The 25,034-nt window shown below is 64.5% G+C and carries 19 protein-coding genes; 9 read left to right on the top strand and 10 right to left on the bottom strand.

Features of this window, described 5'->3' with window-relative positions:
- Window positions 1–74: 74 nt before the first annotated feature.
- Window positions 75–1,169, top strand: coding sequence for a CNNM domain-containing protein (locus tag RLO07_RS18125; protein WP_462293554.1), 1,095 nt, complete (start codon window positions 75–77; stop codon window positions 1,167–1,169).
- A gap of 79 nt (window positions 1,170–1,248) precedes the next feature.
- On the opposite strand, the gene RLO07_RS18120 is transcribed toward RLO07_RS18125, so the two are convergent.
- The 3 genes from RLO07_RS18120 to RLO07_RS18110 form a co-directional block, all read right to left on the bottom strand.
- Window positions 1,249–1,647 (bottom strand): hypothetical protein, encoded by a 399-nt coding sequence (locus RLO07_RS18120; RefSeq protein WP_462293553.1) that lies wholly within the window; start codon window positions 1,645–1,647, stop codon window positions 1,249–1,251.
- Between the two features lie 153 nt (window positions 1,648–1,800).
- On the bottom strand, window positions 1,801–3,000 hold the full coding sequence (locus RLO07_RS18115; protein ID WP_462293552.1) for a pyridoxal phosphate-dependent aminotransferase: 1,200 nt from the start codon (window positions 2,998–3,000) through the stop codon (window positions 1,801–1,803).
- Entirely contained in the window at window positions 2,997–4,391 is a 1,395-nt protein-coding gene (locus RLO07_RS18110; RefSeq protein ID WP_462293551.1) for an amidase, read from the bottom strand. The genes RLO07_RS18115 and RLO07_RS18110 overlap by 4 nt, the downstream gene beginning before the upstream one ends.
- Window positions 4,392–5,350: 959 nt before the next feature.
- Between RLO07_RS18110 and RLO07_RS18105 the strand changes: the two genes are divergently transcribed.
- From RLO07_RS18105 to RLO07_RS18090, 4 genes are read left to right on the top strand one after another with little or no spacing between them, the layout of a single operon-like run.
- Window positions 5,351–6,574, top strand: a complete 1,224-nt coding sequence (locus RLO07_RS18105) for an acyl-CoA dehydrogenase family protein (protein WP_462293550.1) — start codon at window positions 5,351–5,353, stop codon at window positions 6,572–6,574.
- On the top strand, window positions 6,567–6,965 hold the full coding sequence (locus RLO07_RS18100; protein WP_462293549.1) for an HIT domain-containing protein: 399 nt from the start codon (window positions 6,567–6,569) through the stop codon (window positions 6,963–6,965). The genes RLO07_RS18105 and RLO07_RS18100 overlap by 8 nt, the downstream gene beginning before the upstream one ends.
- Entirely contained in the window at window positions 6,955–7,692 is a 738-nt protein-coding gene (locus tag RLO07_RS18095) for an SDR family NAD(P)-dependent oxidoreductase (protein ID WP_462293548.1), read from the top strand. The genes RLO07_RS18100 and RLO07_RS18095 overlap by 11 nt, the downstream gene beginning before the upstream one ends.
- Before the next feature lie 54 nt (window positions 7,693–7,746).
- A complete protein-coding gene (locus tag RLO07_RS18090) occupies window positions 7,747–8,379 on the top strand; it encodes a glutathione S-transferase family protein (RefSeq protein ID WP_462293547.1) in 633 nt (210 codons plus the stop codon).
- 4 nt (window positions 8,380–8,383) lie between these two features.
- Here the strand turns inward: RLO07_RS18090 and RLO07_RS18085 are convergent, their stop codons facing one another.
- The gene (locus tag RLO07_RS18085) at window positions 8,384–9,043 is read right to left on the bottom strand and encodes a GDSL-type esterase/lipase family protein (RefSeq protein ID WP_462293546.1); all 660 of its coding nucleotides are present in this window, start codon (window positions 9,041–9,043) and stop codon (window positions 8,384–8,386) included.
- An 89-nt stretch (window positions 9,044–9,132) separates the two neighbouring features.
- Here RLO07_RS18085 and RLO07_RS18080 point away from each other — a divergent pair, with 89 nt between their 5' ends.
- Complete coding sequence (locus RLO07_RS18080; protein WP_462293545.1) at window positions 9,133–9,960, top strand: HAD-IIB family hydrolase; 828 nt, start codon at window positions 9,133–9,135, stop codon at window positions 9,958–9,960.
- Here RLO07_RS18080 and RLO07_RS18075 read toward each other — a convergent pair.
- From RLO07_RS18075 to RLO07_RS18065, 3 genes are all read right to left on the bottom strand, one after another.
- The gene (locus RLO07_RS18075) at window positions 9,957–10,604 is read right to left on the bottom strand and encodes a hypothetical protein (protein ID WP_462293544.1); all 648 of its coding nucleotides are present in this window, start codon (window positions 10,602–10,604) and stop codon (window positions 9,957–9,959) included. The genes RLO07_RS18080 and RLO07_RS18075 overlap by 4 nt on opposite strands.
- Window positions 10,605–10,653: 49 nt before the next feature.
- Window positions 10,654–12,654, bottom strand: a complete 2,001-nt coding sequence (locus RLO07_RS18070) for a serine/threonine-protein kinase (protein ID WP_462293543.1) — start codon at window positions 12,652–12,654, stop codon at window positions 10,654–10,656.
- A gap of 92 nt (window positions 12,655–12,746) precedes the next feature.
- Window positions 12,747–14,438 carry a cation:proton antiporter gene (locus RLO07_RS18065; protein WP_462293542.1) on the bottom strand — a complete coding sequence of 564 codons (1,692 nt, stop codon included), beginning with the start codon at window positions 14,436–14,438 and terminating at the stop codon, window positions 12,747–12,749.
- A gap of 87 nt (window positions 14,439–14,525) precedes the next feature.
- Between RLO07_RS18065 and RLO07_RS18060 the strand changes: the two genes are divergently transcribed.
- Genes RLO07_RS18060 through RLO07_RS18050 form a run of 3 tightly spaced genes read left to right on the top strand, consistent with a single transcriptional unit; the run spans window position 14,526 to window position 20,139 of the window.
- The gene (locus RLO07_RS18060) at window positions 14,526–16,292 is read left to right on the top strand and encodes a Vgb family protein (RefSeq protein ID WP_462293541.1); all 1,767 of its coding nucleotides are present in this window, start codon (window positions 14,526–14,528) and stop codon (window positions 16,290–16,292) included.
- A gap of 5 nt (window positions 16,293–16,297) precedes the next feature.
- Entirely contained in the window at window positions 16,298–18,190 is a 1,893-nt protein-coding gene (locus RLO07_RS18055) for a pyrroloquinoline quinone-dependent dehydrogenase (protein WP_462293540.1), read from the top strand.
- A complete protein-coding gene (locus RLO07_RS18050; RefSeq protein ID WP_462293539.1) occupies window positions 18,187–20,139 on the top strand; it encodes an outer membrane protein assembly factor BamB family protein in 1,953 nt (650 codons plus the stop codon). Before RLO07_RS18055 ends, RLO07_RS18050 begins: the two co-directional genes overlap by 4 nt.
- Window positions 20,140–20,141: 2 nt before the next feature.
- On the opposite strand, the gene RLO07_RS18045 is transcribed toward RLO07_RS18050, so the two are convergent.
- The 3 genes from RLO07_RS18045 to RLO07_RS18035 are packed head-to-tail and all read right to left on the bottom strand — an operon-like array spanning window position 20,142 to window position 25,013.
- Window positions 20,142–22,493: an efflux RND transporter permease subunit gene (locus RLO07_RS18045; protein WP_462293538.1), complete on the bottom strand. Its 2,352-nt coding sequence runs from the start codon at window positions 22,491–22,493 to the stop codon at window positions 20,142–20,144.
- Window positions 22,490–23,638: a WD40/YVTN/BNR-like repeat-containing protein gene (locus tag RLO07_RS18040; protein ID WP_462293537.1), complete on the bottom strand. Its 1,149-nt coding sequence runs from the start codon at window positions 23,636–23,638 to the stop codon at window positions 22,490–22,492. The genes RLO07_RS18045 and RLO07_RS18040 overlap by 4 nt, the downstream gene beginning before the upstream one ends.
- Window positions 23,639–23,648: 10 nt before the next feature.
- Entirely contained in the window at window positions 23,649–25,013 is a 1,365-nt protein-coding gene (locus RLO07_RS18035; RefSeq protein WP_462293536.1) for a DUF1329 domain-containing protein, read from the bottom strand.
- Window positions 25,014–25,034: the final 21 nt, after the last annotated feature.

Raw genomic sequence — 25,034 nt, 5'->3', positions numbered from 1 at the left:
GATTTAGCGCTGGCGCAGATCTCGCTGACAGATCGCGATACGCCGGCACCAGCATCGGAGATCAAGTACCCCTCATGGCGCTACTGTTACTGGCCGTTTCCCTGGCTCTCGGAATTTCATTTATCTGCTCGATCGCCGAGGCGGTGCTGCTCAGTGTCACCACCGCCTATACCCGGGTTCTGGAACAGGAGGGACGCCGCGCGGGGCGCCGCCTGCAAATGCTGAAACAGGACGTGGACCGCCCCCTCTCGGCGATTCTCACGCTGAATACCATCGCCCACACTGCGGGCGCCACGGTGGCTGGCGCCCAGGCAGCAATAGTATTGGGCAGCAACATGCTGGGAGTATTCTCCGCGGTCCTGACCTTCCTTATCCTGGTGTTTTCGGAAATTATCCCGAAAACCCTGGGCGCCTATTATTGGCGCCAACTGGCACCCCCGGTCGCCATCCTGTTGCAGGGCATGATTGTCCTGCTCTACCCCTTCGTGCTGATGTTCAACTGGCTGACCCGCCTGCTAGCGCACGGCAAACCCATCCGAGGCCTGAGTCGCGAGGAATTCGTGGTAATGGCGGAACTGGGGGAGATCGAAGGTGAGTTGGCCAACAACGAGTCGCGCATCCTGCTCAATCTGCTATCCCTGAAAGATCAGACCGTGAGTACGGTAATGACGCCGCGGCCGGTTGTGTTCAGCCTGCCACAGGACCTGCCGCTGGAGGAGTTTTTTGACCGGCACGGCGACCAGCCCTACTCACGCATACCGGTCTACGGCGACGATCAGGACGATGTCACCGGCTTTGTCCTGCGCGGCGAGCTGATGCAGGCAAAAGCCAAGGGTGAAGTCGGCAGAACTCTGCGGGAGTTCCGCCGCCAGCTACCGGCGCTGGTTGGCGCGATCGATCTGCTTCGGGCTTTTGAAGAATTGCTGACCCAGGATGCGCACATGATGCTGGTAGTCGATGAATACGGCGGTGTCGACGGCGTCATCACTCTGGAGGATATCGTCGAGAGTCTGGTGGGTAGGGAAATCGTCGATGAAATCGACCGCACCGCGGACCTGCAAAAACTGGCGCGCAGACTCGGCGAGCACAGAAACCGCCAGCTGGGCATAACGCCGCCAGCACAACCCCCCGTGCCCAGGGCACCGAATCCACAAGGCGATCAGGACTAAAGCGCCAGGGCGCAGATAAAAACAGGCGGGAATCACACGGCAACGCCCGCCTTCAATCTGGCGAGCGTTGCCCCCGGGGCTACTGGTTGTTCACGGCATCATCAACGGCGTCTTCAGCATCATCGGCCATTTGCTCTGCTTCATGCGCTGCGTCTTCCATGGCCTGTTTGCTGTCGTGCATGACGTCTTCACCCGACTGCTCGCTGTCATGCATGACATCTTCGCCCCACTGCTTGGCATCGTGCATGGCGTCACCCGCGGCATCGGCAGCATCGTCCCAGGCTTCGCCGGTGGATTCCGCGGCACTGCTCGCCGCCTCGGACACAGCACTACCGGCTTCCTTGGCCTTATCACCCATGGTGCTCATCGCTTCCGCAGCGGACTGCTGCGCTTCATCAGCATCATCGCTGCTGCACGCCGCAAGACCCACAGTCATCAGAGCTGCCAACGCCGCACCTGTCATTGTTTTCATCTTCATAATTCGCCCCTTTAAATTGGTTGTCTCGTCTTGTCCCGACAGGACCACCTGAGACTACACAGCAATACGCACGGAGTAAAGCCGGGCGCTGCTGCACCACTGCGCTCGCTGCACCTTCAGCAACTGCCGCCGACGCACGTCGGCAAGAACAACTCAGGCAAAATCCTGCTTCTCCATCCACGGGATCATGCGCTCGAAAGCGGCCTCGATCCGGTCGATGGAGGTAGAGTAGCTTATTCGCAGTGCATTGCTGCAGGAATCACCAAAGGTCTGCCCGGGAATGGTACAGACGCCGGTTTCCCGGAGCAGACGCAGAGCCACGTTGTTGCCGTTGATGCCCTCGGGCAGCGACGGGAACATGTAGAATGCACCCTCCGGCTTGTAGCCGGTCAGGTACGGAGTCTGGTCGACCAGTTCCATCAGCCGGTCGCGGCGACGGCCGTATTCCGCCAGCATGTCGTTGACAAAGGTGCGTTCGCCCTTGAGCGCGGCCACCCCCGCCCACTGGCAGGGCGTGTTGGCCACCGTGGTGGTAAACATGTGATAGCGGCGCAGTTTCCTGATCGCACCCTGGCTGGCGATCAGCCAGCCCACCCGCATGCCGGCCATGCTGAAGGTCTTGGAAAAACTGCTGACCACCATGACATGGTCCAGGTCCGAGCAGCAGGACAGCACACTGGGGAAGGTCTTGCCGTCGTAGATCAGATGATCGTAGACCTCGTCGCTGATTACATAGATGCCGCGATAGGCAGCCTCTTCGACAATGGCTTCGATAGTCTCCCGCGGGTACACGGTGCCGGTGGGATTGCTGGGGGAGTTCAGCACCACGGCACAGGTATTCTGGTCCATGGCATCGATCACTTCCTGTGGATCGAGCTGGTGATTTTTTTCAGCGCGGGTGGCAATGCTTTTGACGCTGCCACCGTTCATGCGGATCAGGGGCGCATACAGCATGAAAGCCGGGTCGGGCACGATGAACTCCCGGCCCGGGGCCGAGGTGGAGGTCAGGGCCAGGTAAATGGCTTCGGTGGCGCCAGTGGTGACCAGAATATTCTCCGGCAACAGGGTGCGCTGGTAGCGTTCGCCGTAGTATTCCGCCAGCGCATCCAGCAGCTCCGGGAGTCCGGCGTCCATGGTGTAGCCCGTCTGGCCGGCGTGCAGCGCGTCCACGGTGGCGTCGACCACATGGCGCGGGGCCAGCAGGTCCGGCTGGCCAATGGACAGATGGATAACATCGTCCATGGTCGCCGCCAGGTTGACCATCTTGCGGATCCCCGGCATCGGAATGGCCAGCAGTGCCGGGTTCCAGATCGGATCCTCGGATTCGTAGAAATCAATATCCATATCGCTCATGGCAGTTTCCTCGCCTGGGGAGCAGCCTGCTGATAGGCATGGCCGGCACGCAAGACAGTGGCATCGTTATAGCGGGCCGCCACCAGCTGCAGGCCAATCGGCAGGCCCTCGCGACAGAAACCACAGGGCACACTCAGGGCCGGTTGCCCGGTCAGGTTGAAGGGATAGGTAAACGGCGTCCAGGTGGGCCAGCGGGTGCTGGGCCAATCCTCGGGGACTTCCCGGTTCAACCCGAAGGCCGTGATCGGCAGGGTCGGTGTCAACAGCAGGTCGTATTTCTGATGAAACTGGGCCATGCGCTCGCACAGTTGGCCGCGCTCGTTGTTGGCCGCGAGGTAGTCCAGCACCGTGAGCCTGGCCGCCTTCTCGGCCACCTTGACCAGCTGTGGATCCATCAGCTCGCGCTTGCGGGTGCCGAGGTCACGCAGGGCGTTCGCGGCGCCACTGTAGAACAGGTGACCAAAAGCGCCGAGGGGATCACTGAAGCTGGGGTCCACCTCGGTCACTGTCGCCCCCAGATCGCGCAGGACCCCGGCAGCCGCAGCGACCGCGCGCTCTACCTCGGGAGTGACATGGACGTGACCAAGATTGGGGCTGAACGCAATCTTCAGTCCCCTGACGCCTTCGCCAAGACCAGCCAGATAGTCAATGCCCCGCCGCGGCACCGCGTGCACATCGCGCACATCCGGCTCGGACAGGACATTCATCAGCAGCGCACAATCCTCCACCGTGCGCGCCATGGGACCGGCATGGGCCAGGGTGCCAAACGGACTGGGCGGCCAGTGAGGTACTTCACCGAAGGAGGGCTTGAAACCGACAACGCCGCAAAAGGCCGCCGGGATGCGAATGGAGCCGCCGGCATCCGTGCCCAGTGCCAGCGGCGCCATGTACGCCGCCAGCGCTGCCGCCGAGCCGCCGCTGGAACCGCCGGCTGTGCGCTGGTGGTCCCAGGGATTACAGGTGGCGTCGTGCAGGGGACCATCCGTCACCGCCTTCCAGCCAAACTCGGGCGTGGTGGTCTTGCCCAGGGGCACGTAGCCGTGGCGATCCAGGGCCGCGACCGCCGGCGCCGACTTGCCCGAATGCAGGGCGGGATCGACCGTCTTCGAGCCCCGGGTGGTAGGCCACATGGGAGTCAGGAACAGATCCTTGATCGCAACCGGCACCCCGTCCAGCAGGCCCCTGGGCTGGCCTCTGCGGTAGCGCTCCTCCGATTCCGCCGCACTGCGCAGAGTGGTTTCCGGATCCACCAGGCAGAACGCATGGATATCGGCGTCGAGTTCCTCGATACGCCCCAGGACGGCGCGGGTGGCCTCGACCGGCGAGAGTTCGCCTCGACTGTATTTTTGCAGCAGCGCTGTGGCGCTCAGCGCGTTGATGGCCTCGGTCATGACTCACTCCTGTATGTCTCTGCACACTACTCAGCGGCGCTTGTCGCTGTCAACTGGCGTCTGCGGATAACAGTAGTTTCGTTCGCACCGCAGCCTGGCGGACTGCTCGTCCCGGCCCTGCGTCGCTACGGGACTGCCCCGTGGATCGCTTCGTTCGCGTGGCGGCCTGGCGACCGCTGCGTCGCTCCGGGAGCCGGGGACTCCGATACTCCATTGCGGGCGCATGCGGCGCGCAAACCTTTTGGATTCTTGCGCTGCCGTCTGGCCGCGTACGCTGTGAGCTGGTCCGGCACCTGGCAAGGCGACGGTGCCAGTTGGGCTGACCTGTTCGCACTTGCAGGGCTGCAGGCTGGCAGCCACTAAGAAAGTTGGGTGGGCGCACCGACGCCCTCCAAGTCCGTCTCGCAGCCCCCGCCCCCCGAATCAACGCGGGGTGCAGGGGCCATCGCTCATGACTTCGCCACTGGAATGCCCGGGCACGGCATTGCAGCCTGAACCGCGCCCCCTCTCCTCTGACAGCGTGCAGTGGCTCCAGCCTACCCGCCGCGTTGATCCGGGGCGGGAATGTCCTTTTTCGGACTTGCAGGGCGTCGGCGCGCCCGCCGTCCTCCACTTAGTGGCTGCCAACCCGCAGCCCTGAAAGTGGGAACAGGCCAGCTCCAACCCTGCCTTCGCCATGGCAGGTGCCACACCCAATAACGATGTGCGCGGCCAGACGGCAGCGCAAGATTATTGAGGGAACGCGCGCCGCATGCGCCCGGAATGGAGAAAAAGGATCTTCCCGTGCCGGAGCGACGCAGCAGCCGTCAGGCTGCCACTGGAACGAAGGGACCGGAGCCACGCTGCAGCGGTCAGGCTGCCACGAGAACGACGGCACTCGAGCGACGTAAACACGATTTCCGTCCAATCACCGCAGCGGCTACACTACGCGCCTCGGAAAATCAGCCCAGGAGAACACCGTGTACAGTTTCAGCCAGCAGTCCTACGCCTACCAGGAGCGCCTGCAGGCATTCATGGACGAGCACATCTATCCCAACGAAGCCGCCTATGCCGGGGAATTGCACAGCGCGTCTTCGCGCTTTGCCGCCCTGCCGCTGATGGACGAGCTCAAGGAGAAGGCGAAGACTGCCGGCCTGTGGAACCTGTTTATCTCGCCCCACGAGGCGGAGTTCGCCGACCACGACGGCTTCAGCAACTTCGACTACGCGCCGCTGGCGGAGATGATGGGCCGGGTGCTGTGGTCGCCGGAAGTGTTCAACTGCAACGCCCCGGATACCGGCAACATGGAGGTGCTGATGCGCTACGGCAATGCCGAGCAGCAGGCGCGTTGGCTGCGGCCGCTGCTGGCGGGCGAGATCCGCTCCTCCTACGCCATGACCGAGCCCCAGGTCGCGTCTTCGGACGCCACCAACGTCGAATTGCGCATTGAGCAGGATGGGGACGACTGGGTGCTGAACGGCCGCAAGTGGTTTATCACCAGTGCCATGTACGAACGCACGCAGATATTCATCGTCATGGGCAAGTCGGACCCGGACAACCCCAACCGCCACCTGCAGCAGAGCCAGATCCTGGTGCCGAAGGACGCTCCGGGCCTGACCATGGTGCGGCCGCTGACCACCCTGGGTTATGACGACGCCCCCCTGGGCCATGCGGAAATCCTGTTCGAGAATGTACGGGTGCCCGCCGGCAACATGCTGCTGGGGCCGGGGCGCGGTTTCGAGATTGCCCAGGGCCGTCTGGGCCCGGGTCGCATTCACCACTGCATGCGCCTGATCGGCGCCGCCCAGCGCTCGCTGGAGCTGGCCTGCCAGCGGGCCGAGAGTCGTACCACCTTCGGCCGCAAGCTGAGCCAGCACCAGTCCGTGCGCGAGGACCTGTCGCGCTGCTTCTCGGAAATCGAGATGGGCCGACTGCTGCTGCTGAAGACCTGCCACAGGATGGACGAGCTGACACCCCAGGGGGCGCTGGACTATATCGCCGCTGCCAAGAGCACGGTGCCGCTGCTGATGCAGAACGTGATCGACCGCTGCATGCAGATTCACGGCGCCGGCGGCCTCACCGAAGACTACATGATGGCGGAGGCATTCAACTACGCGCGCTGGTGCCGCCAGGCGGATGGCCCGGACCAGGTCCACCAGATGGCCCTGGGAAAGATGGTGATCAAGCGTTATACCGATGCCTGAGCTGCATCCACAGCTGCTGGCGGACTGCCACCAGCTGGGCGCGATGGCCAGCGGCGAGCTGCTGCTGTCGCGCAATGCCAACCTGCACTGGTTCATCCTGGTGCCGGATACCGACATGGCAGACCTGCTCGACCTGCCATCCGCCCAGTTGCAGCAGGTGTTGACAGACTGCCGGTACCTGTCGCAATGGCTGAAGCAGGCGCGGGGCTACCCCAAGGTGAATTTTGCCGGGCTGGGCAATGTCGTGCCGCAAATGCACCTGCATGTCGTCGGCCGCCGCGAAGACGACCCCTGCTGGCCGCAACCGGTCTGGGGCAATTTGCCGCCGGGTCCAGTGTGGCAACCCGATGTGCTGGACCTCGTCAAACGAGAGCTCGGACTTGACTGCTGAGAATGTTGCCCTGGTCATCGGCGCCTCGGGCGGCATCGGTGCCGCCGTGGCGCGGCGACTGCTGGATGACAACCGCTACAGCACCGTGTTCTGTGTCAGCCGCGCCGCCACCCCACCGTCGGCGCTGGCGGCAACACCGGGTTTGCGCTGGTTGCCTTGCAGCGGTTCGCCCGAGGACATCGCGGCGGTGCGCGGGGAACTGGGGGACGACGTTGGCCGGCTCGCCCGGGTGGTGATCTGCAGCGGCATCCTGCACGCCGGAGACAAGGGCCCCGAGAAGTCGCTGGAGCAGCTGGACCCGGCGTGGATGCAGGCCGTGTTCCACGCCAACAGCATCACTCCGATGCTGTGGCTGCAGGCCCTGGCAAAGGGTCTCGGGCGCAAGCAGCACTGCGTCATCGCCGCCCTGAGTGCGCGGGTCGGCAGCATCGGCGACAACCGGCTGGGCGGCTGGTACAGCTACCGCGCGTCCAAGGCGGCGCTCAACATGCTGCTGCAAACCGCCGCGGTGGAACTGGCCCGGCGCGCACCAGCGAGCAAGCTTATTGCCTTTCATCCGGGCACCACCGACACGGCGCTGTCCAGGCCATTCCAGGGCAACGTGGCCGCGGGGAAACTGTTCAGCCCCGATTTTGTGGCGGGCAGGCTGCTGGCCGTCATGGACGCGGCCACCGCCGATGGCACCCTGTCCTACCTGGACTGGGACGGCCAGGCGATCACCTGGTAGCGGCCGTGCTATCCTGCAATCGACAGCGATAACAACATCCACGGGAGTACTGCCATGCTGGTCGTCCACCACCTCAACAACTCGCGCTCCCAGCGCGTCCTCTGGCTGCTGGAGGAACTGGAGCTGCCCTACAGGATAGTGCGCTACCAACGCAATGCCGACACCAATCTCGCACCCCCCGAGCTGGAGGCCGTACATCCGCTGGGCAAGTCGCCCCTGCTCGGCGACGGCGACCGGGTGATCATCGAGTCCGGCGCCATTATCGACTATGTGCTGCGCCGGCACGGCGGAGGCCGCCTGCTGCCAGCACCCGGCAGCGATGCGCACGAACAGTACCTGCAGTGGCTGCACTACGCCGAGGGCAGCGCCATGCTGCCGCTGATGCTGCGCATGTATACCTCGCGCCTGCCGGACCAGGGTGCCGCGCTGCAACCGCGGATCAACGACGAACTGCAGCGCCACCTCGGCTACATCGATGCGGCGCTGGAAGGAGTCGACTGGCTGGTGGGCAACAGTTTCTCCGGCGCCGACATCCAGCTCTCCTTTGTCGCCGAAATAGCGCCCCTGCTGCACACCCTGGAGCCCTACCCCAATCTCGCGGCTTTCCGCGATCGTATCCACGCCCGCCCGGCCTATCGGCGCGCCCTGGAACAGGGCGGCGAGTACGCCTTCGGCCCCGCCGGCTGAGCGGCTACGTTGGCGACAGCAGCCCCGCCTGCCGCAGGGCTGCCGCCAACTCCTCCGCAAGCACCTCGTACCCCGCCTTGTTGGGGTGGATAGTGTCCGCGCGCAACGACTCCTGCGACAGTACGCCGGAAAGCACATCGGGCACCAGCAACACCCCCTCCGCCTCCGCCAGCCGGGCATAGAGCGGCGCATCCTTGAGAGCACCGACAGTGGCGCGCAGCAACGACAGCCGTGGCACGGCCACCAGCACGGGAATGGCACCGTGGTCCTGTACCGTGCGCAGAATGTCACGCAAATCCGCCTCGACGTCGGCATCGGGCCGCCTGCGCAGGAAATCGTTGCCGCCGAGCTCGACAATGACCAGGGCCGGGTCATGTTGCCGCAACAGACCCTCGAGGCGCTCTCTGGCCGCCGTCGCAGTGTTCCCCGGGACTCCGGCATTCACCACCTGCCAGCCACTGTGTTCAGCCAGCCGGGAGGGAAAATCCTCGCCCCGGCCGGCGCCGGTACCCCAGGTGACGCTGTCGCCGAAGGCCAGCACAACGCTCCCGGCTGGCAGCGGCGAGTACGGGCTCTCCCGGCTACAACCCGGCACCAGTGCCACCAGTGCCACCAGCGCCCGCAGCAGCCAGCGGCGCCGGTGCCCCGATCCTGTCGACGTCATTGTCACGGTGTTCTCGACCTCCAGGCGGCGAAACGCTATGCTCTCCAGCTTGCCTTCAACACCCCTGCCGGCACAAGTCTGGAGTCATTTTGGAACTGGTCGTTTTCGATCTCGACGGCACACTGCTCGACAGCCGCTCCCAAATCAGCGGCTATACCCGGGACACGCTGCAGCTGCTGGCACAAAACGGTATCGCCTATACCGTGGCAACCGGGCGTACCCTGCACGCGGCGCGCGACATTCTCCACGGCCACGGCTTTTCTCTGCCACAGGTATTCAAGAATGGCGCCGTGATCTGGTGCCCGCAGGCGGAGGATTACAGCCACACCACCTTCCTGACTCAGGGCGAGATCGAGCAGGTCCTGACAGCCGTCATGGCCCAGGATGTCACACCGTTCATTTTCACCCTCGCACCCGGCAACTACCACGCCATCTATCACACCCCGCTGCGTAACGATGTGGAACGGCGCCTGGCGGAAGAGTTCGCAAAACGCTCGGAAGTGGATGTCCTGCCCGTGGAGAAAATGCCTGCGACTGCAGACATCACCAACGTAAGCGCGCTGGGCAAGCCGGAAGCAATTGCCGCGGTGGCACAGTTGGTGGAGGGTGAAGACAACCTGGTGGCGTATAGCGGCGATGCGCTGGAGGGCTCGGCGCTGAAATGGATCGACATTCATCACATCGATGCCAGCAAGGGCAACGCCGTGACGCGGTTAAAGGAAGACCTGGGCGTGAGCAAGGTCCTGTGCTTTGGCGACAGCGACAACGACCTGAGCATGTTCGCCCTGGCCGACGAATGCTATGCCCCGGACAATGCCAAGGACTATGTCAAGGAAGTGGCGACTGCGGTGATAGGCCACCACAATGAAGACGGCATCGCCCGCTTCCTGCGCCAGCGCTTCGGGTTGCCGGACTAGCCGGCGGCCAGCGCCAGCTGCACCGCGCCGCTGGTATCCACCTGCAGCACCAGCTGCAGTCCGTGTTTCTGGTCCCCGACCTGCTCGCCATTCAGCAACAGATGGGTGCTCACCGGGTAGACACCCTGGGGCAGACCCTCGGGCAGCGTGAAGGTGAATTCACTGGTATACGCTCCGCCATTGGCAGTGCTGGAACCCGGCGCCTTGGTCATGCTGTTGAGCGCAATGCTGTTGTCGTCGTTGTCCCAGATCGTCATCTTCTCTTCGATATTGGCGCGGGCACCGCTGGTTCCCGGCACGACCTCAATATGGGACTTGACCCGCACTTCGGTGCCCGGACGCACGGAGGTTCCCGGCAGGATCTCGCTGCGGTAGGCACTGACCTTGGGGTTGACCGGCAGGCTACCGGTTTGCTTCTCGAACTCGGCGGACACCTCGCGCTCGCTCTTCACCTGCACGGTGGTGTAGCCGATGATCATGTCGCGCACCATTTGGGCAGTGGTCTGGATCACCACCTGCCTGGCCGTATTCTCCGCAGTGCGCTGCACGGAATCGACCAGGTCCTTGAAGAAGCTGGCCTGACTGGTGTTGGCGACACCCAGGGCGAGCCCTGTGGCCATGACAACTCGGGTTACAGATTTCATGACGCTTCCCCCCGCAGCCCGACCGGCTGCTGCTTTACTGCACCATAGTCTATTGTATGGAAATATTCATTTTTGCCTCGCTCTGCGCCGCGTCCGCCCTGCGGATCAGATCGTTGGCGCCCGGGTGTCGCGGAATGATCGCCAGTGCAGACTCCGACTTGGCAATGGTACAACTGTAGTTCTTGCGCTGGAAGCAATCCTTCGCCTCTTGCAGAAAGCTGGCCACGGTCTGTTCGCGGAAGCGCTGTTGCTCGCGCCCGGCCGCGGCTGCCTGCTCCAGTTCCAGCGCGCCGGCATTGCCGGGATCCGCCGATCTGAGCTGGGCCGCCCGGTCATCGACACAGGCAAAGTCGTTCATCCGCAGGCAGGCGCGGCCCTCGCCCAACAGCAGGCCCAGCCGTTCCTCGCGGTCGCGGGCGGCGGCCATCAGGCGCTCGGCCATGACGTCCACCTCGCGCTGGAGGCCCTCCAGGTCATCGGCTTCGGCCCCGGCTTCACGGGCACTGGCAAGGGCCGAGCGCGCGCAGCCTATATCATCCCCGGCTATGCAGGTGCGTGCCTCCTCCAGGTAACCGGCAATGGTCTGGCGCGCGACTTCCCGATCCACCCGCTGCAGCAACAGGATCGCCTGCGCCTGACCCGGCACCAGATCCAGCAGGCCACGCAGTCGACTGCTGGCACAATCGTAATCCCCCGCTGCAAAACAGGCTTCCGCGTCCGCCAGCCGGGAGTTGACCAGCCGCTCCTGCTCGGCCTGGGCCTGCGCCTGCTCTGCCGCCGCCAGCAACTGGCCGGCCTCGGTATTTTGCGGCGCGAGGCTGCGCACCACCAGCGCGCTCTCGATAGCGCACTTGTAGTCCTGGCTGTAGAAGCAATCCTTGGCGGCCTGCAGACGACTGTCGATAGCCCGCTGCTGCTGCTCGCCCGCCTGGTACTGCTGGTAGCCAAACCAGCCACCGGCGATTACCAGCACCAACGCCAGCGCGGCAATCCCTTTCAGGCTGCCACTGCGTTTCGGTGGCAGCATGGCGCCGCGGAAGGCGTCAATGGTCGCCGGGCGCCGGCTCTTGTCCGGACTCAGGGCCGCGCTCAGCGCCTGCCACTCACGGTTGTTGAGTACGGCGGGCCGGGTCGGCTTCAGGTTCTCCGCTTTCGCATCCGCGGCGCTCTTGCGGTCGTAGGGGTGCTCTCCGGTGAGCATGATGTAAAGCACACAAGCCAGGGCGTAGACGTCATCGCTGAAACTGGGTGGCTCTCCCCGGGCCATCTCCACGGTGGCATAGGCGGGAGTCAGCGCGCCCAGGTCGCCGGCGTCGTAGTCGTGGCTGACGGCGGTCTTGTTGGCGGCGCGGGCGATGCCGAAGTCCAGGATCTTGACCGTGCCGCCGGTGGTGACAAAGATGTTGCCGGGCTTGAAGTCGGAGTGGATCAGGCCGCGCTTGTGGGCGTAGTCGAGGCCGGAGCAGAGGTCGCTGAAGTAGCGCATGGCCACTTCCTTGCTGAACGGCGCCTCCAGTCGCAACAGACTGTCCAGGGGGTCGCCCTTGAGCAGCTCCATGGTCATGAAAATGGTGCTGCCGTCGCGGTCGAAGTCGTGCACGGTGACGATATTCGGGTGCGCCAGCTTCTGCGACTTCACCGCCTCCTGCTGCAGGGACACAAACGCCTGGGGATGGTCCTTGAAATTCTGCCCCAGCACCTTGACCGCGATGTAGGGGTTGCGATCCTCCGCTTCGACCTTGCGCAAATCCCGGGCCTTGTAGACCAGCCCCATGCCGCCCTCGCCCAGCACATCTTCCAGCACGAAACGTTTTTTCAGCAGACGACCGCTTTCCGAGCGCGCCTTTTGCGCCAGCTGGCGGGCGCGATCGAAGCCGGCCGAGGTCTGGGTGGGGCTCTGGTACTCGGTATAGTCAGCCGCGGGGGTCTCGGCCTCCGGGTTTCGCTCCCCGGGCAGCGAGCCCTCCGGGTTGATCTCGGTGGCATCAGCGTCTGGCGTCCCGGCCCTGGTGTCGGAACCCGGATCCTGCGTCTTGTCACTGTCTCCCAAACTGCACACTCCCGCCTGCTACTTCTACTGGCCACACCGCGGCCCAAAGAGGTGAGTATAGAATTATGCCGCGCAGGTCGCTAGCACCGGGGTCACGCCTGCATGTCCGCCACCAGCTTGGCTACCGCCAGCTCGGCGGCGTCGGTGAACGGGGCCAGAACCAGATCTGCCCCCTTGGCGTGAAGGCCTTCGATATCCTGGCTGTAGTGCGTCGCCAGCGCGACCCTGCCCTGGAACTGGCGATCCCTGAGGCCATTGAGAATCAGCAGCCGCGGATCTTCATGGGTGACGCCGAGATCGTGCTGGGGCAAGGCACACACGACCCACTTGACGCCCTGCAGCGGCAGGCTGGCCATGAACTCCGGGTCGGCAGCATCCCCGTACAGCGCCTGCTTGTCCCAGTCCCGGTACTTGCGCACGACCTCGGGATTGAAATCCACTCCCAGCACGCGGTAGCCCTGATCCTCGAGAAAGCGGCTGATGGCCATGCCATAGCGGCCGAGGCCAAACACCACCACATCGTAACCGCGGACGTCGACCTCCTGCTCTGCCACTGAGGCTTCCCGTTGCGGGTTGTTGCGCTCGAAGATACCCAGCACCGGCTCCAGCCACCGGTACAGCACATGCGACCAGGTAATCATGTACACGGACATGGCGATGGTAATGAGACCGACCAGGGTCACCAGGCCCAGGGCCTCGGCATCCACGTGCCCCAGGGTCATGCCCATGGCCATGAAAATCAGGGAGAACTCGCTGATCTGGGCCACCGTCAGGCCCGCCAGGAAACCGGTGCGCTTGCGATAGCCCAGAAGGCCCATGATCACCATGACGATCAACGGGTTGCCGACCAGCACGAAGACCGAAAAGACCAGGGCCGGGCTGATCTGCGCGCCCAGCAGGCTGAGGTCGAGCTGGGTGCCCAGCGCGATGAAGAAAAACAGCAGCAGGAAATCCCGCAGGGAACCCAGCCGCGCCACGATCGCCTCGCGATAGGGTGTCGATGCCAGGGATATCCCCGCCAGCAGGCCACCCAGCTCCTTGCTGAAGCCGAGGTAGTGGCCGGCCGCCGCCAGCAGCGCGGCCCAGGCGATGGCAAAGGTGACCATCAGCTCCTGGGAGTGCGCGATCCTCCCCACCAGCGGCGTCGCCAGGTAGCGAATGAACAGCAGTACCAGCAACAGCATCGCCGCGCCGTTGACCAGGATACCCGCCACCCGCGCCAGGGCCCCGCCGTTGTCACCCTCCGCGGCGCCGATGCCGAATGAAGACAGGACCATCATCGCCAGTACCACCACCAGGTCCTGCACAATGAGGAAGCCGATGGCGATGCGCCCGTGCAGGGAGTCCACCTCGCGCTTGTCCGACAGCAGCTTGACGATAATGATGGTACTGGAGAAGGTCAGCGCCACCGCCACGTAGAGCGAGACGACCACACTCATGCCCAGCGCCAGGGCAAGCAGGAACCCGAACAGCGAGGTGAACAGGACCTGCCCCAGGCCCGTGGCCAGGGCCACCACGCCCAGGGTCCGGACCAGCTTCAAATCGAGCTTCAGCCCCACCAGGAACAGCAGCACGGCGATCCCGAGCTCCGCCATCAACTCGATGTTGTCGTGGTCGCTGACGATATTCAGTGCCGAGGGCCCCGCGAGGACACCAACCGCAATAAAACTGACCACCATCGGCTGGCGCAACTGCAGGCCGATGAATCCCACAAAGGCGGCCAGCGCCAACAGGGCTGCCCACTCGTAGAATGGCGAACTGTGAATCAGGGCCATATCAATCATCAATAAATACTCCCCCACTCTGCGCCGAACATTTTACGGACCTGACCCCAACCAGGGTTGTCCCAAGATAGCAAGGTAACATCTGCAATGACGATAAAAACAAGCACTCTGGTACTGCTTCTGCTGGGCAGCGGCTACTGCCACGCGGCCAGCTTCGTGGTCAGGGACCCCGCAGGCGAGCCCATCAACCCCGCCATGGTGACCGCCAGCCCCCTGACAGTGCCAGAGCCCACACTGGGTGAGATGGGCTACCCGGCCGACGGGGTCAGCAATCGCGCTGCCGTGACCCTCACCCGCTTCACCGATGCCGCCGGCCGTGTCAGCTTTGGAACCCGGCTGGACGATCACCGGTTCCGCGTGCGCGCCCAGGGCTTTGTCGACGCCACCCTGACCGCCCCTGCCGGCGAGGAGCCCATCGAGGTGACCCTGCAGCCCATGTCCCGGGAACAGTACATCGCCAGCTTCCCCTCCAATGTCTGGCTGTCACAGCTGCGCTTCGGCGGCGACGACGAGCTGAAGAAAACCTTCCAGCTCAACTGCGCCTTCTGCCACCAGCAGGCCTCACCGTTCATGCGCAACGAACGCACCGTGGATCAATGGCTCAGCGTGTTTGAACGCATGAACAGTTACGGCGCACGGCTGCCAGCGGAGGACCACCAGCGCATTGCGGAACTGCTGCAAACGGAGTTGCGGGAGCTGCGGGAGAATCCGCAGCAGGTGCCCGAGCCGCGGCGCTGGGAGCCCTACCTGGCGGACTACCAGATGACCGAGTGGCCGCTCGGTGACGGCTTCTCGCAGATGCACGACTTCCTGCTGCACCCCAACGGCCTGGTCTACGTCGGTGACAACCTGTTCGACCGGATTTACGAGGTCGACCCGGCAACCGGTGATTACACCGTCTACAAGGTGCCGCACCGTGAAGGCGATACCATCGGCGGCATTCTCGGCAACCGCTTCACGGTGTTCCCGAAGATGGACAACACCATGGGGGTGCACTCCTTTGCCTACTCGAAGCGCGACGGCAATATCTTCATTACCCCCTCCATGCAGCAGGCACTGCTGGAATTCAATCCCGAGACCAAGGCCTTCACCATTCACGAAATGGACGAGGGCTATTACCCCCACACCATCCGTACCGACGACCAGGACCGGGTCTGGTTCACCCTGGCACTGTCTTCCCAGGTGGCCCGCTTTGATCGCGACAGCGGCGAGTTCAGGATCTACGACCTGCCGGCCCGCAGTTTCCGCGAGTGGCTGGTGCTGAAGTCGCTGCCGTTCATTTTCTGGATGGACCCCGAGCGGCGGCCGCAACCGGCGCCGGACCGGGAGGGCACGGGGCTGCCCATGCCCTATGGCATCGATGTGGCGCCGGACGGGCGTGTTTGGGTGGCACGGCTGTATGCCAATGACCTGGCGATGATCGATCCGACTACCGACGAGGTCACCATGATCGATTTCCCCTTCGAGGGGCCCCGGCGGCTGCGGGCGGATGCGGACGGCAACCTGTGGATCGTGGCCTTCCAGGACTCCCTGCTGGTGAAATACGACCCGGTGACTGCTGTCTTTACCGACTACCCGCTGCCGGTGCGCAACGAAGTCCCCTACGCGCTCAACGTCGACCGCGATCGCGGAGTGGTGTGGGTCAACGGCAACCAGTCCGACACCATCATGAGTTTCGATATCGCCAGTGAGCGCTGGCGCGTGTATCCCATGCCGCGGCAGCGCTTCTTTACCCGGGATATCGAAGTGGCCGAGGACAGCGGTGCGATCTATACCAGCAACTCCCACTTCCCCACCTGGCAAACCGAGGGCGGCGTGCCGACGCTGCTGCGCATCACACCGCTGGCGGAGTAGCGGCAGTGGCTGCAGGAAGATTGACGGGGCTGTTGCTGACGCTGTGCGCAGTCAGCGCCGCCGCCAGCGACTGGCCAGTCTATGGCGGCGACGCAGGGGGCCAGCACTACAGCGACCTGGACCAGATCAACCGTGACAACGTGGCCCGGCTCGAGGTCGGCTGGGTATTCCGCAGCGGCGACAGTGAAACCTTCGGCGCAGCCATGGCGCAGACTTCTACCCAGAGCACGCCCATCCTGCTGCCCGCGGCCGCCGGAGCCAGCCTGGTGTACTGCACGCCTTTCAACCGCGTGATTGCCCTGGACCCGGGCAGCGGCGAGCAGCGCTGGGATTTCGACCCGCAGATCAATCGCGGTGGCGACCGCCCCTTTCGCTGCCGCGGGGTCAGCTATGCCGAGGACACGGCGGTAGCCACCGCGGCCCACTGCCGGCATCGACTGTTTCTCGCCACTCACGACCGCAGGCTGTGGGCAATCGATGCGGCCGATGGCAAACCCTGTGCCGGCTTCGGCGAGGAAGGCCGGGTGGCGCTGTATGGCAGCAGCGATCATCCCCCCGGGGAGGTCAGTAACTCCTCCCCGCCCGTGGTTGCCAATGGCGTGGTGGTCACCGGATCGACGGTGATCGACTTTACCCGGGCCACCACCCCGCGCGGGGTAGTGCAGGCCTTCGACAGCCACAACGGCGAGCCCCTGTGGCAGTTCGACCCCCTGGACGGGCACCCCGACAGCGGCAGCGCCAACGTCTGGGCGCCGATGTCAGTGGATGCAGAGCGCGGCCTGGTATACCTGCCTGTCAGCGCACCCTCTCCCGACTACTATGGTGCCGGACGTCCGGGGGACAACCTGCATGCCAACAGCGTGGTCGCCCTGGATCTGGCCAGCGGCGCCCGGCGCTGGCATTTCCAGCATGTGCGCCACGACCTCTGGGACTACGACACCCCGGCCCAGCCCATCCTGTTCGACTGGCGGCGGGATGGGCAGCGAGTACCGGCGCTGGCACAACTGACCAAACAGGGCTTTGTGTTCGTACTCAACCGGCTCACCGGGGAATCCCTGTGGGAGATCACCGAGCAACCCGTACCCCCGTCGCAAGTTCCGGGCGAGGTCACCGCCCTCACCCAGCCCAAGCCCATCGCCCCGCCGCCGCTGCTGGACAGCTTCCTGATGCCCAACGACGCCTGGGGCCTGACCCCCGTCGATCGCGGCCACTGTCGGCGCCAGCTGGCAGCGCTGCACAACCTGGGCCTGTTCACCCCGATCAGTGAGACCCGGACCCTGATGTATCCGGGCAGTCTCGGCGGACCCAACTGGGGCGGCGGCGCCCTGCTGCCGGAACGCGGCGTACTGCTGGTCAACATCAACAACGTGGCGTTCACCGGTCGCCTGGTAGCGGCTGCAGACCTTGTCGAGCGCGCACTGCCGGCGGCGGGCCGGCGCTTCCGGGTGACCATGGCCGGCACGCCCTACGCGATCGAAATCGACCGCCTGCAATCGTTCCTGGGACTGCCCTGCAACCCGCCGCCCTGGGGCAAGCTGCTGGCGGTAGACCTGTACGGCGGGCGTATCCTCTGGGAGACCGCGCTCGGTTCGGTACACGAAATGGGCCCGGTGGATGCGCCTGTGCACATTGAGTGGGGCACTCCCAATCTGGGCGGTGGTATCGCCACCGCGGGCGGGCTGTTTTTTATCGGCGCCACCATGGACCGGCAGATCCGCGCCTTCGATACCGATAGCGGCGCCACGCTTTGGCAGTACACCCTGCCGGTGGACGCCACCGCGACTCCGATGACCTACCGCTACCGGGGCCGGCAATACCTGGTGATCAACGCCGGCGGCCACCACATGTTCAACCGTGGCAGCGGCGACTACCTCTACGCGTTCAGGCTTCCCCTATGAAAAAAATACTGCTGGTCATGCTCCTGTTGCTGGTCGGCCTCGCCGTCTGGCTGGGCAGCGAGGGTTTCTTCCAACACCCGGCGCGGACTGTGGAGACCCTGGCCATGCGCCACGCCGACAAGCTGCCGCTGGCGTATTTCGGCGGTCGCCTGTACCGGCAGCACTGCGCGGACTGTCACCAGAACCCAGCCATGAAAGCGCCCACCCGCCAGGCGCTGGGCAACCTGTCGCGTGAAGGCATCATGGTGTCGCTGGAGTTCGGCAAGATGCAGCCCATGGCGGCCCACCTGAGCAAGCAGCAGCGGGGGCTGATCGCCCTCTACCTGACCAACTCAGCGACCGGGGTATATGACTGGGTAGACAAAATTGCCTGCACGGAAACCGACGCCAGTGACGGTACCGTGCGGGTTGGCCACTGGGGGCTGGGGCCGGACAACCGCCGCTTCCTGGACACCGCGGAGGCCGGCATCGACCGCGCCAGCGTCGGCTCCCTGGAACTCGCCTGGAGCCTGGCCCTGCCGCGGGTCACGGACATGCGCTCCCAGCCCGCCATCATCGGCGATACTCTGTACCTGGGCGACCGCGCCGGCATGCTCTATGCGCTGGACCGCAAGACCGGCTGCGTACGCAGGCACACGGAGGTCATGGCCGGCGTGCGCTCCGCGATCACGGTCGCCGAGCTGAACAACGGCCGCCGCCTGCTGGTACTCGCCGATTCCCTCGCCAACCTGTTCGCCCTGGACCCGGAGACCCTGGAGACGGTGTGGCAGGGCTCGGCCCGGGTATTCGACACCTCGGTGGTCACCGGCTCCATCAGTTTCCACGACGACCGCCTGTATGTGCCGGTGTCTTCCTACGAGGTTGCGGTGGCGGGCAGCCCGGGCTATCCCTGCTGCCGCTCCCACGGTGCGGTGCTGGCCCTGGATGCGGGCAGCGGCGAGCAGCTGTGGACCTGGCATGCCACGCCCGATGCGACCCTGCAGGGCCAGAATGCGGACGGCGTCGACTGGTACGGACCCTCGGGCGCGGTGGTGTGGACCACGCCCGCGATTGACGCCACCCGCAACCGGCTCTATGTCGGTACCGGCCAGAACCTGTCCCGGCCCGCCACCGGCACCAGCGACGCCATCGTCGCCCTGGACCTGGACAGCGGCGAGGCCGCCTGGATTTTCCAAGCCACCGCCGATGACGCCTGGAATGCCGCCTGCCAGAACGATGGCGCCAACTGCCCGGAGGAGCCGGGGCCCGACTTCGACTTCGGCGCCTCGGTGATCATCGCCGACCTGCCCGACGGCGGCCAGCTGCTGCTGGCGGGACAGAAATCGGGGGAGATTCACGCCCTCAATCCGGATCCGGCGAGTGCCGCGGGGGAACGTCTGTGGTCACGGCGTGTCAGCCAGGGCACCACCAATGGCGGTATCCACTGGGGCATGGCCCTCGCCGGCACCCGTCTGGTGGTGCCGGTTGCCGACCCGGAGCGGGATCTTCCCGGCTATACGCCGGCGCCGGGCCTGTATGCGCTGAATATCAGCAACGGCGCCCTGGCGTGGCAGCACACCGTCACCCGCGGCTGCGATTTCCCCGAGGAGCACCGGCCCCTGGTGGGCCTGGCCCAGGTTCGCGCCGGTGGCGGCCAGCCACTGCAAGAACAGTATCGGTGTTCGTTCTACTACGGGCTCTCGGCCGCGGCCACCGTCACGCCGGAACTGGCCTTCAGCGCCGGCCTCGATGGCCGGGTACGGGCCTTTGACCTGGCAACGGGGGAAGTCCTGTGGGAAACCGCCACCGCGGTGCCGGTCACTGCCAGCAACGGACTTGAAGGCCACGGCGGCGCCATCGACGTCGGCGGCCAGGTGATCGCCGACGGCTGGCTGTACGTACTATCGGGCTACAGCATGTTCGGCCAGCTGCCGGGCAATCTGCTGCTGGCCTATCGGGTAAGCGACTGACTTCAGGCTTTGCTGCCTCGAGGTGACAGCAGCCAGGCCAGGGCCGGCAGGAACAGCAGCGCCCCGAGCATGTTCCAGAAGAACATGAAGGTGAGCATCAGGCCCATGTCGGCCTGGAACTTGATCGGCGAGAACATCCAGGTACCCACGCCCACCGCCAGGGTGAGACCGGTGAAGGCCACCGCGGTGCCGCTGGACTTGAGCGCGTAGAAATACGCATTCTCCAGTGACTCACCGCTGCGCAGGTAGGACTGCAGCGAAGAGTAGATGTAGATACCGTAGTCCACCCCGATGCCCACACCCAGCGCAATCACCGGCAGAGTCGCCACCTTGACCCCGATACCCAGCGCGGCCATCAGCGCCTGGCCAAGGACCGAGGTCAGCATCAGCGGCACGATGATGCAGGCGGTAATACGCAGGGAGCGGAAGTTGATCAGGCACAGCGCAATCACCACCCCGTAGACCCAAAGCAGCATCCTGGTCTGGGCCTCGCGGATGACGATATTGGTCGCCGCCTCGACCCCGGCATTGCCCGCCGCCATATCGAACTGCAGGTCATCCCGGTTGTAGGTCTCGGCAAACTCCTCCACCTCGGCCACCACACCATCCAGGGTATCGGCCTTGTGATCGTCAAGAAACAGGATAACGGGCGCCATGGAACAGTCGGTATTGCGCAGCATGTTCGGCGCACTGCTCAGGGAATTGTTGAGGATAAAGCGATTGCGGCTGGTCTCGTGCCATTTCGGGCTGCCCTCGTTCATGCCCTGGATCGCGAGCTTGGAAACATCCACCAGGGACATGGCGGACTGCACTCCGGGCACGGTTTCCATCACCCCCTGGAAATAGTTCACCGCCGAGATGAACTCGTAGCTGCCGCACTGCTGCACATCGGTGCTGGCCATGACCACGAACACATCGGTACTGGTGGAATAGTTGCGGGTGAGGAACGCGTTGTCCTTGTTGTAGCGTGAGTCGGCGCGCAGCTCCGGCGCACCCGGGTCGAGGTCGCCTATTTTCTGGAACTGGCCAAAGTACAGGCCGCCGGCAAACAGTATCGTACACACGGCGAGAATGGTGATCGCAGGTCCCCGGCGGGTCGTTTTGGCCAGCAGGCGCCAGTGGCTGTAGCGGCTGTTTTCCTTCGTGGAACGATAGCTGACGCAGCGATCGGAAATGCCGGTGAAAGTCAGCACCAGGGGCAGCAGGATGAGGTTGGTCAGTATCAGTACCGCGATCCCGGTCGCGGCCACCACGGCCAGCTCCTGGATCACCGGGATATCGATGACCCGCAGAGTGAAGAAACCCACGCCGTCACTGAGCAGGGCCACGAAACCGGGCTTGGACAGGCGGATAAAGGTGAGCCGTGCCGCCTCCAGACGCGATACCTTGAGATAAATGAAATTGCCAAAGCGGTTGATGATCTGCACCGAGTGGCTGACGCCTACCGCAAATACGAGGAACGGCACCAGCATCGAGTACGGGTCAAGGCCGAAGCCCATGAGGTTGAGCAGCCCCATCTGCCAGACCACCGCCACCGTGGAACACAACAGCGCCGCAGAGGTGAGCCAGCCGCAGCGGGAATAGATGAACAGCATCACCGCGGTGATCGCAAACGCCACCAGGAAGAACAGCCCTACCAGGGTGGCGCCCTCGATGAGGTCGCCGATGAGTTTGGCGAAGCCGGTGATACGGATATTGATGGTGTCCGAGGAGTACTTGTCTCGCACCAGTTCCTCGAGGTCGTGCGAAAAGCGGGCATAATCCAGACGCTCACCGGTGTTGGGGTCTGTCTCAACCAGAGGCGCGACAATAATGGTCGACTTGAAATTGTTGGCGACAAGGCGCCCGATCTGGCCCGACTTGAGTACGTTTTCGCGCAGATCCCCAAGGGAGCGCTCGCTGCCGTCGTAGTCATCGGGAATGACCGCACCGCCGACAAAGCCCTCCTCCGTGACCTCCATCCAGCGCGTATTGGGGGTCCACAGGGACTGCAGTGCGGAGCGGTCGACGCCGTTGATGTAAAAGACTTCGTCGGTAATGCGGCGCAGCAGGTCCTGGAACTCCTCGGTAAAGATGTCGCCCTCGGTGGTCTCGACAATGATTCGCACCGAGTTGCCCAGCCCCTTGAGATCATCCTGGCGGTAGAGGAAGTTCTGGATGTAGGGATGCGATACCGGCAACATCTTCTCGAAGCTGGCATCGGGCTTGAGCTGGCTCGCCTGCCAGCCGAAAAATACCGTGGTCAGCGCAAACAGCAGGATCAGGGGCAGGCGCATCCCCATCAACAGAGTGCCCAGCAGCGGACGGAGTTTGCCGTCTTCCGGCTCTTCGCGGGTGCTTTCGTGGTCGGTCACAGGGGATCTGCCTCACTCAGGGGTAACAGGCCGGCCATGCCGACCAGCAGGATGTCGCCGCCGGCGGTCTCAACGGCAGAGGACAGACTGGAGCGGGAAGGATGACGCCAGCCACGCAAGCCGCCACCGTCGGTACTGGCCAGCACCAGGCCGCCGGAACCGACCATCAGGACGTGGCCATCCGCCAGCCGCGTGCCACCATAGAGGCTGTAGCGTTCGGCGTTACCGACTTCCTCCCAACTGACACCGCCGTCCGTTGAGCGGAACACGTGACCGCGCAGCCCGTAGGCGTAGAGTTCTCCTGCCTGCGCTGCGATGCCAAACAGGCTGCCGTCGTAGAGATCCTCCACCCGCTCCCAGCTGCCACCATTGTCACTGGAGTAGTACAGCAGGCCGGCTTCACCACTGAGATAAAGGCGACCGTCGGCGCCGGCGGCCATGGCGTAGTAATGGTACCGATAGGCATTGTCGATGCCGGCAATGGCGATCTTCCAGTCGCTGCCACCGTTGTCGGTGCGATACAGCATGCCGTAGGCACCGACGGCAAAACCGTTGTTGGCGTCGAGGAACAACACATCGAGAAAGGGATCGGCGGGGCCGACATCAATCGCATCCGTGGCGTCATCCACGGCAAAGCTGGCATCTTCCAGGGCATATTGCAGCTCCCCCAGGTCCGCCTCTTCCACCCCCTCGGCCTCGGCCTCCGCCAGCGCGTCCTCCAGCTGCCGCACACGCTCTTGCGCCCACGCCAGATACTGCCGATTGGCATCGTAGCCGTCGAACTGCAGGCTCCAGCTCTCGCCGCCGTCATTGCTGTGGAGGATCGTGCCGGAATGGCCCACGGCCCAGCCCAGCTCCGGCTGCGGGAAGTGCAGTGCGGTCAGGGTGACACTGACCGGTACCGGGGCCTGGCGCCAACTGGCGCCGTCATCGTCGCTGAGAATGATCACGCCGCGCTCGCCCACGGCGACCAGGCGATCGCCCGCCCGGGTGATGTCGAGCAACTGCATGCTGGCGGGCTCGGTGAAGGTCACCGCCGGCAGGAAGGCGAAGTCCTCCGCCGCACGCAGTGGCGCGGGCAGGAGGACGCAGAGAACCAGTGCGGCGAGGCCCAGTGGCCGCGCCAGAGCGCTCAGACAATCCATGGCCGTGCGCCTAGCGCCGTCCAGCCCGGCGCAGAGCGGCCGGCGTGAAGTCATCGAAGTCACCAACATAGCCGAAATCGTACTGGTAGCCGCTCTCTTCGTTGTCCAGGCCGATCACAACATAGCGACCGGAAATCAGGTCGTGCAGGGATTCCGCCGCGATCCAGGGTACCTGCACCTGGTAGTGCTGGACCTTGTGGCCCTCCTTCACCCGCCACAGTTCGCCGCGGCCATCGTAGTGGTCCACCACCGCGATCTGCCAGGTATCCTCGTCCACGTAGAACGTGCGGCGGGCGTAGATGTGGCGGGCGTCTTCCTTGAGCGTGGCTTCCACCACCCAGACCCGGTGCAATTCATAGCGCAGATACTGCGGGTCCATGTGCCCGGGCTTGATGATGTCGGTGTACTTGAGATCGCCACGGCGCAGGGCATAGGCGTTGTAAGGGATGTAAATTTCCTTCTTGCCCACCAGTTCCCAGTCGTAGCGGTCCGGCGCGCCATTGAACAGATCGAGGTCGTCGGCGGTGCGCAGGCCATCGGAGGCGACGCCGGGACCGTCATAGGCGATGCTGGGCGCGAGGCGCACCCGTCGCTGGCCAGCGTTGTAGACCCAGGCGGAGCGGGGCTCCTTTACCTGGTTCAGGTTCTCGTGTACCAGCAGGACATCCCCCTCCAGCCGCGCCGGCGCCAGGATGCGCTGCAGGAACACGAACAGGCGGTTGGGGTAGGGATTGCCGGGGAAACGGTTGGCGAAGATGGCCTCCTCCTCGAACAGCACCGGAGCGAAGGCGCCATTGGCCTGCACCGGCGCCTGGATGTAACGGCGCTTGACCCCCTGCGGGGTGCGGTAACGGGTGATGTGGTTCCAGATCACCTCAACGCCGCTTTCCGGAATGGGAAACGGAATGCTGGCGCGGAAATCCACCAGGCCGTTGCCACCGGCGACCAGGTCGGTCTTGGTCGCCCACTCCTTGATCAGCTCGTACTCACTGTCGGGCAGGTTGGCGCTACGGCGGGAGGGATAGACCGGCATCTGGTAAGTGTCGGGGTAGCGCCGGAACAGCGCCACCTGCCCCGGAGAGAGCTTGTCGGCGTACTGCTCGACATTGTCCGCGGTGATGGTGAACAGCACCTCGTCCTCGGCGAACGGGTTCACCAGGCGCTCACCTTCGGTGTAGCCCGCGGGCAGCTCGGTGATGCCGCCCTCCCAGGGCGGGATGCTGCCGTCGGCGTTGCCGGCGCGCTCGGCACCAATGGGGGTCAGTTCCTCGCCGCCCAGGCGCGCGGCCTGCTCGGAGCTGACTTTCGCCAGAGCCAGGCTGCTACCCAGACCGAGCAAAGACGCGAGACCCGCGGCCATCAATCTTTTATTCATGCAATTACTCCTTGTTATCGG

Source organism: Haliea sp., from assembly GCF_040221975.1.
Lineage (GTDB): Bacteria > Pseudomonadota > Gammaproteobacteria > Pseudomonadales > Halieaceae > Haliea.
Note: the sequence above shows the minus strand (reverse complement) of the source record. Positions and strands in the feature narration are given on the sequence as shown.

Excerpts from the sequence above, each read along its gene's own strand:
- RLO07_RS18125 (WP_462293554.1), top strand. The coding sequence starts at position 75 with ATGGCGCTACTGTTACTGGCCGTTTCCCTGGCTCTCGGAATTTCATTT.
- RLO07_RS18120 (WP_462293553.1), bottom strand. The coding sequence starts at position 1,647 with ATGAAGATGAAAACAATGACAGGTGCGGCGTTGGCAGCTCTGATGACT.
- RLO07_RS18115 (WP_462293552.1), bottom strand. The coding sequence starts at position 3,000 with ATGAGCGATATGGATATTGATTTCTACGAATCCGAGGATCCGATCTGG.
- RLO07_RS18110 (WP_462293551.1), bottom strand. The coding sequence starts at position 4,391 with ATGACCGAGGCCATCAACGCGCTGAGCGCCACAGCGCTGCTGCAAAAA.
- RLO07_RS18100 (WP_462293549.1), top strand. The coding sequence starts at position 6,567 with ATGCCTGAGCTGCATCCACAGCTGCTGGCGGACTGCCACCAGCTGGGC.
- RLO07_RS18090 (WP_462293547.1), top strand. The coding sequence starts at position 7,747 with ATGCTGGTCGTCCACCACCTCAACAACTCGCGCTCCCAGCGCGTCCTC.
- RLO07_RS18085 (WP_462293546.1), bottom strand. The coding sequence starts at position 9,043 with ATGACGTCGACAGGATCGGGGCACCGGCGCCGCTGGCTGCTGCGGGCG.
- RLO07_RS18075 (WP_462293544.1), bottom strand. The coding sequence starts at position 10,604 with ATGAAATCTGTAACCCGAGTTGTCATGGCCACAGGGCTCGCCCTGGGT.
- RLO07_RS18065 (WP_462293542.1), bottom strand. The coding sequence starts at position 14,438 with ATGATTGATATGGCCCTGATTCACAGTTCGCCATTCTACGAGTGGGCA.
- RLO07_RS18060 (WP_462293541.1), top strand. The coding sequence starts at position 14,526 with ATGACGATAAAAACAAGCACTCTGGTACTGCTTCTGCTGGGCAGCGGC.
- RLO07_RS18050 (WP_462293539.1), top strand. The coding sequence starts at position 18,187 with ATGAAAAAAATACTGCTGGTCATGCTCCTGTTGCTGGTCGGCCTCGCC.
- RLO07_RS18040 (WP_462293537.1), bottom strand. The coding sequence starts at position 23,638 with ATGGATTGTCTGAGCGCTCTGGCGCGGCCACTGGGCCTCGCCGCACTG.
- RLO07_RS18035 (WP_462293536.1), bottom strand. The coding sequence starts at position 25,013 with ATGAATAAAAGATTGATGGCCGCGGGTCTCGCGTCTTTGCTCGGTCTG.